The 6,366-nt window shown below is 37.0% G+C and carries 5 protein-coding genes, 1 tRNA gene and 1 pseudogene; 2 read left to right on the forward strand and 5 right to left on the reverse strand.

The features are described from left to right. Positions 1 to 51 precede the first annotated feature (51 nt). The 5 genes from NK987_RS00165 to NK987_RS00185 form a co-directional block, all read right to left on the reverse strand. A complete protein-coding gene (locus NK987_RS00165) occupies positions 52 to 915 on the reverse strand; it encodes a sigma-70 family RNA polymerase sigma factor (RefSeq protein ID WP_113922161.1) in 864 nt (287 codons plus the stop codon). 85 nt (positions 916 to 1,000) lie between these two features. Beyond that, entirely contained in the window at positions 1,001 to 3,142 is a 2,142-nt protein-coding gene (gene pnp, locus NK987_RS00170; protein WP_259262219.1) for a polyribonucleotide nucleotidyltransferase, read from the reverse strand. 109 nt (positions 3,143 to 3,251) lie between these two features. Then, complete coding sequence (gene rpsO / locus NK987_RS00175; RefSeq protein ID WP_113922163.1) at positions 3,252 to 3,527, reverse strand: 30S ribosomal protein S15; 276 nt, start codon at positions 3,525 to 3,527, stop codon at positions 3,252 to 3,254. Positions 3,528 to 3,592: 65 nt separating this feature from the next. Then, a complete protein-coding gene (locus tag NK987_RS00180; RefSeq protein ID WP_259262220.1) occupies positions 3,593 to 5,461 on the reverse strand; it encodes an LptF/LptG family permease in 1,869 nt (622 codons plus the stop codon). Between the two features lie 76 nt (positions 5,462 to 5,537). Continuing rightward, positions 5,538 to 5,933 carry an START-like domain-containing protein gene (locus NK987_RS00185; protein WP_259262221.1) on the reverse strand — a complete coding sequence of 132 codons (396 nt, stop codon included), beginning with the start codon at positions 5,931 to 5,933 and terminating at the stop codon, positions 5,538 to 5,540. A 195-nt stretch (positions 5,934 to 6,128) separates the two neighbouring features. On the opposite strand from NK987_RS00185, the gene NK987_RS00190 reads away from it, so the two are divergent. Beyond that, positions 6,129 to 6,202, forward strand: a tRNA-Met gene (locus NK987_RS00190). A gap of 104 nt (positions 6,203 to 6,306) precedes the next feature. Next, positions 6,307 to 6,366 (forward strand): annotated as a pseudogene (locus tag NK987_RS21435) (GIY-YIG nuclease family protein); the annotation flags it as partial.

The raw sequence follows: 6,366 nt of genomic DNA on the forward strand, positions 1-6,366 counted from the left end.
AAAAAAGGGGACAAATCCCCTTTAATTATTATTCTTATTCAGCCTCAGTAATTAGCCAAGATATGGTTTTAATGTTTTACTTCTTGAAGTATGTCTTAATCTCCTGATAGCCTTCTCTTTAATTTGTCTAACCCTCTCTCTGGTCAAATTAAATTTTTCACCAATTTCCTCTAAAGTCATCGCATGCTCTCCGTTCAAACCGAAATAAAGTGTAATCACATCTGCTTCCCTTTGGGTCAGTGTTGAAAGTGCTCTTTGTACTTCTTTCCTCAATGAATCGGTCATCAAGCCATCATCAGGCTTTTCATCTCCATCATTTTCAAGAACGTCCAACAAACTATTTTCTTCTCCCTGTACAAAAGGAGCGTCCATAGACACATGTCTTCCAGAAATTTTCATAGTATCCACGACCTCAGCTGCGGTAACTTCAAGGACCTCAGCCAATTCTTCAGGTGAAGGCTCTCTTTCAAACTTTTGCTCAAGTTCACTGAATGTTTTACTGATTTTATTCAATGAACCAACCCTGTTCAATGGAAGCCTTACTATCCTCGATTGTTCAGCCAATGCCTGAAGGATAGACTGTCTGATCCACCATACCGCATAAGAAATAAACTTAAAACCTCGCGTTTCATCAAATCGTTGGGCTGCTTTGATCAGCCCGAGGTTTCCCTCATTGATCAAGTCACCCAGCGAAAGGCCTTGGTTTTGATATTGCTTGGCTACAGAAACAACAAATCGGAGGTTGGCTTTTGTAAGTTTTTCTAAAGCCAATTGATCGCCTTCTCTGATCCTTTTTGCAAGAACCACTTCCTCATCGGCTGTCAATAGATCTACTTTTCCAATCTCCTGTAGATATTTATCAAGGGACTGACTCTCCCTGTTGGTGATCTGTTTGCTAATTTTTAGCTGCCTCATTCAAGAATACAATTTTCAGTTAAGATTCAATTAATAACAGGAATCCAATTAAACAAAGTTCAAAATAATAAATACCCTATTGAACTTAATCGTTTTTATCAGATTTTTCTGGTTTTGGCAATAATACTTTTCTGGAAAGTTTAAACTTTCCTGTTTTTTTATCTACATCAATCAGTTTAACCATTATTTCTTCTCCTGGTTCGAGGACACCTTCCATATTTTCAAGTCTTTCCCATTTGATTTCAGAAATGTGAAGTAAACCATCTTTTCCAGGCATGAATTCCACAAAAGCTCCAAAAGGCATGATGTTTTTCACTTTGCCGGTATAGGTCTCTCCTATTTCAGGTTGAGCAACAATCGCCCTGATTCTTGAAATAGCAGCATTCATCGATTCTTGATTGTTTGAGAAAATGTTGATTTTTCCCATATTATCTTTTTCTTCAATGATGATGGTAGCTCCGGTATCTTTTTGGATTTCTTGGATGACTTTTCCTCCAGGCCCGATTACTGCTCCGATAAGTTCTTTAGGAATACTCATCATGAATGACCTAGGTGTATGAGGTTTAAGGTCCGGCTTAGGTGCTGAAATGGTCTTTTTGATTTCATTCATGATATGTAATCGACCTTCTTTGGCTTGGTACAACGCTTCTTTCAAAACACTGTAATCAAGACCCTCGACTTTCAAGTCCATTTGACAGGCAGTAATCCCTTTTTCTGTACCTGTAACCTTGAAATCCATGTCTCCCAAGTGATCCTCGTCACCCAAAATGTCAGAAAGAATAGAATATTTTCCTGTCTTTGCATCAGAAATCATTCCCATCGCAATTCCCGTTACAGGAGCTTTAATCTGAATACCTGCATCCATCAATGCCAATGAACCTGCGCAAACAGTTGCCATAGAAGATGATCCGTTTGATTCCAAAATATCAGATACAATTCGGATTGTATAAGGATTCTCGTCTCCAGAAGGAAGAACTTTTTTCAAAGCTCTCATGGCAAGGTTGCCATGGCCCACTTCTCTTCTTCCTACACCTCTATTCGGCTTAACTTCACCGGTAGAGAAGCCAGGAAAGTTATAATGAAGGTAAAACTTATTATAACCTGAAATCATCGCGCCATCGATCATTTGCTCATCCATCTTGGTACCAAGGGTACAAGTGGTTATAGATTGGGTCTCACCTCTGGTGAATACTGCAGATCCATGAGCAGAAGGTAAATAATCAATAACCGACCAAATAGGCCTGATTTCATCCAATTTTCTACCGTCTAATCTCTTTTTCTCATTCAAAGTCAAATTTCTGGCAGCTTCTTTATGGATTTTTGAAAAATATGGTCCGATCAAACTTGCCTCAAAACCATGTTCTTCACCCAATGACGCAACAAACTCTTCCTTTACAGCTTTGATGAGATCATATCTTTCAGATTTGTTGGCAATTAGCTTGGCAACAACATCATAACACTTTCCATAAAGCTCAGTATGCATTTTTTCGTACAAGGCAGGGTCTGATTTTTCATGGTTGTATTCTCTTTTCTTTTCTTTTCCAACGGCAATAGTCAGTTCTTTCTGGATTTTGCAGTGTTTCTTTATCTCCTCATGGGCAAACTGAAGAGCTTCTACCATTTCATCCTCAGATATTTCATTAGCTTCACCTTCCACCATCAAAATATATTCCTCAGAACCTGCAACTATAAACTCCAATGAAGCTAATTCTAACTGAGCAGGTGTAGGATTAATAATCAACTTTCCATCAATTTTTCCGACCCTAACCTCAGAAATCGGGCCATTAAACGGGATGTCGGAAACAGCTAATGCAGCAGAAGCTGCAAGTCCGGCCAAACAGTCAGGAAGGACTTCAGAATCTGCAGACATCAAAGTAATTCCAATTTGGGTGTCAGCATGATAATCATCAGGAAAAATAGGTCTGATTGCCCTGTCCACTATTCGGCTGATCAATATTTCATAATCGGAAAGTCTACCTTCCCTTTTCAAAAAACCTCCGGGAATCTTTCCGGATGCAGCAAATTTTTCTTGGTAATCAACTGACATTGGGAGAAAGTCAACTCCCTCGCCTACTTCTTTTTTGGAAACAACAGTGGCTAGCAACATGGCTTTACCCATACGGACTACCACCGCTCCATCAGCTTGTTTTGCCAATGCACCTGTTTCAATAATGATTTCTCTACCATCTTCAAGGACAATAGATTTAGAAATTACGTTTGGTAACATACAATTTTGTAAATAGTAATAGGTGTAGAATAGTTATAAAAGTAAGGCTTAATATCAGGGGTAAATAAAAAAGTAAGGTTCTCCCATGAGAACCTTACAATGAATCGAGTTATTTTCTAATTCCTAATTCGGTGATAATAGCTCTGTATCTTTCGATATCGTTTTTAACAAGGTAATTGAGAAGGCTTCTTCTTTTACCTACTAATTTCAAAAGACCTAATCTTGATGAGTGATCTTTTTTGTTTGTTTTCAAGTGGTCAGTCAAATGCTGAATTCTGAAAGTGAATAACGCGATCTGCGATTCCGGAGAACCTGTATCGGTTTCAGCTTTTAACCTGCCATGATTTTTAAACAACTCCGCTTTTTTCTCTGATGTTAAATACATGCCTAGTTAATTAATTATATTTTAAAACAGGTACAAAGGTAAAGCTTATAATCGAATTTCAAAAATCAGTTCTGAGTTTTAGCAGTTTTAAACCCAAATTTGGCTTTAATCTTTTTGAAAAATTCAATATATGTCTCCGGTTCAAACAATCTCGCATCTTTCCTTGCCTGTCTGAGAAAAAAGAAGCCAAAAGGCAACAATACCAAATTGGAAAACCATGTTCCAAATACAGAGTTGGTCACTCCTTCTTTAGCCCATTTCTCTCCTGTAATTGTAAGCATGTAAAACAAAATGAAGAAAATGATTGACATCAAAACAGGCATACCCAATCCTCCCTTTTTAATAATAGCTCCCAAAGGTGCTCCAATCATAAACATCACAATACACGCAAAAGCGGTAGTGTATTTTTGATACCAGGCAATCTCAAACCTTCTGAATTCCCTTTCCAAAGCATCAATTTGAGTCAGTTTGGTACTGAAGTTATTCTTTATAGTCCGGGCATTGTTCATTCCGACTGTAGCTGCTTTTGATTTGTAATCTCCTTTGAGGATTATTGAATCCAAAGCAGCCTTTTTTTCAATGGTAAAAGTGGAAGTTAATTGGGGAGAATTTGAGGTTTCAATGTTTTCCTCTCTTGAAACCAAGCTGTCATTTTCAGATTTTTGGAGGATTGAATCTACATTGCTGATCTGTTTATTCAATTTTAAAACTTTTCTATTGATCTTCTTATTTGGAACGACTGCATCATTTGCCAATGATTCCATTGAAGTAGGAATATTAACATCTGCAAGTAATTGATTTGGATCAGAAAGGTTAGGAATGGAATCTTTTTCAAAAACCAATTCTCTTTCAATTACATTAACTGAATCAAATCCACCATTAAAAGCTTGTTGATTTAATGAATCCTGCGGTTTAGAAGCAGTCAAATTCATACTGAGATCTGCTTTATTTTGTAAAGCTGCCTTGGCTATTTTGAGAGAATCATCTCTTTCTTTTCTTCTTACAATTTCCGCAGGAGGTGTTAATTTCCTGTCCCTCGTAAAATACGGATAAGAGGACTCAGTATTCAGGAAATTATAATAGACAATTTGGTTGATTTCAGAATTCATGGAATCAAGCCCGAGTTTGAGTTGTGCTATGTTTTTTATTGATCGGTTGGTTGACCATAAATCCTCGGGAGTCCTATTTAACTGAAAAGAGGCAAGGTCAAATACAATCTGATTCTCTGAAAAAGTTGTCCTGCTAAGGTCTACAGGTTTTTCATTGATACCTCTTTGGGATCTTGATTCTTCATAACTGACTCCATGATATAAAGTCAATTTCATATAGTTGTCATTAAAAAATGGTTCCATCCTTCCTGAATCCGCCATTATCACATTTATATTTCCTTGTCCTTCAGAATGGTTGTAAATGATGATATCATTAAGCCTTACTTCATCAAGTTTTTTATTCACTTTGATGCTGTAATTTGGAATTCCATTGTAAAAAACACCCTCTTTAATATCAAGGGCAGGTGACTTCATCCTGATATCATACAGCAATCCAAATGTTTTAAGATTTACTTTTGGTACCAGATAATTATTGGAAAGGAAAGCAGCAACAGTAAGGAACAATACAAAAACACCTATCGGCAATAGCGCCCTGACCAAGGATATGCCTGCACTCTTCAAAGCAGTAAGTTCAAAATGTTCTCCAAGATTACCAAAAGTCATCAGAGCGGAAAGGAGAACCGCTAATGGTAAAGCCATAGGGGAAATACTAATAACAAAATAAGAAAAAAGCTCCATGTAAATCCAAAAACTTAAGCCCTTGCCAAAGATTTCGTCAAAATATTTGAGCATATTTACTGTGAGTAGAATAAAATCCACCACCACAAAGGTCAAAAAGAAGGGGCCTATAAAAGACCCCAAAATCAATTTATCTATTTTTTTCATTAACAATTAAGTCCTCTACAAAGGATTCTAACGGCAAAGGTTAAAAATATTTTCAAAAGAAAAGAAAATACTCCAATTAACCCCCGATAATTTCTTTGAGCGTATGGATTAGACTTTCCCAAATTGACTCCAACTCCTCATCATCATAAGAATCACTGTAATCTATGACTTTCAAAAACATGGTTTGGGTCAGTTCATTTTCATCCACTTTAAATTCGATAAAAGAATTGTCCTTTTCCTCCGGATTTGTAGGATCAAAAAATTCAAACTTCACATGAATATTTGTCCTAAGTGCTGTGATTCTGGCATAATGATCTTCGCCATCAAAATGAAACTTATAAGTCTTATCCTCATTGATGTTTACATCATCCGCAAACCATTCAGCCAATCCACTTGCTGTACTTAAATATGGAAATAAAATTTTCCTTGAAGTATTGATTTGATAATCAGCAACAAACTTATTTTTTACCATTATTACATTAATTTAGTTAACAAAAAGTCACTTTTTTTGGAGCATTTTGTTTGCAATTCAAGACTTAAGACCTCATATTTGCAATCCGATTTGGCGAGGTAGCTCAGTTGGTTAGAGCGCAGGATTCATATCCGCCGCGGCGGACAGGGGTTTCGATCTAACTAATTGTACCTGTTCTTTTCGATTTCATTACCTGGCGAGGTAGCTCAGTTGGTTAGAGCGCAGGATTCATAACCCTGAGGTCAGGGGTTCAACTCCCCTCCTCGCTACATAAAGCTTCTCCTTTGAGAGGCTTTTTTTATTTCTATTATTTTTAAATATGTATACTGTATACGTCCTATATTCTTTTTCGGCCTCCCGATTTTACACCGGAATGACCTCAGATCTCATAACCCGTTTCAAGTTTCACAACGAGAAAGGAATCAAAGGTTTC

It is taken from the genome of Aquiflexum gelatinilyticum (genome assembly GCF_024813435.1).
Classification (GTDB): domain Bacteria; phylum Bacteroidota; class Bacteroidia; order Cytophagales; family Cyclobacteriaceae; genus Cognataquiflexum; species Cognataquiflexum gelatinilyticum.

Bases quoted from the DNA above. Each gene is read 5' to 3' on its own strand.
- NK987_RS00180 (WP_259262220.1), bottom strand. From the start codon at position 5,461: ATGAAAAAAATAGATAAATTGATTTTGGGGTCTTTTATAGGCCCCTTC.
- NK987_RS00165 (WP_113922161.1), bottom strand. From the start codon at position 915: ATGAGGCAGCTAAAAATTAGCAAACAGATCACCAACAGGGAGAGTCAG.
- NK987_RS00185 (WP_259262221.1), bottom strand. From the start codon at position 5,933: ATGGTAAAAAATAAGTTTGTTGCTGATTATCAAATCAATACTTCAAGG.
- rpsO (WP_113922163.1), bottom strand. From the start codon at position 3,527: ATGTATTTAACATCAGAGAAAAAAGCGGAGTTGTTTAAAAATCATGGC.
- pnp (WP_259262219.1), bottom strand. From the start codon at position 3,142: ATGTTACCAAACGTAATTTCTAAATCTATTGTCCTTGAAGATGGTAGA.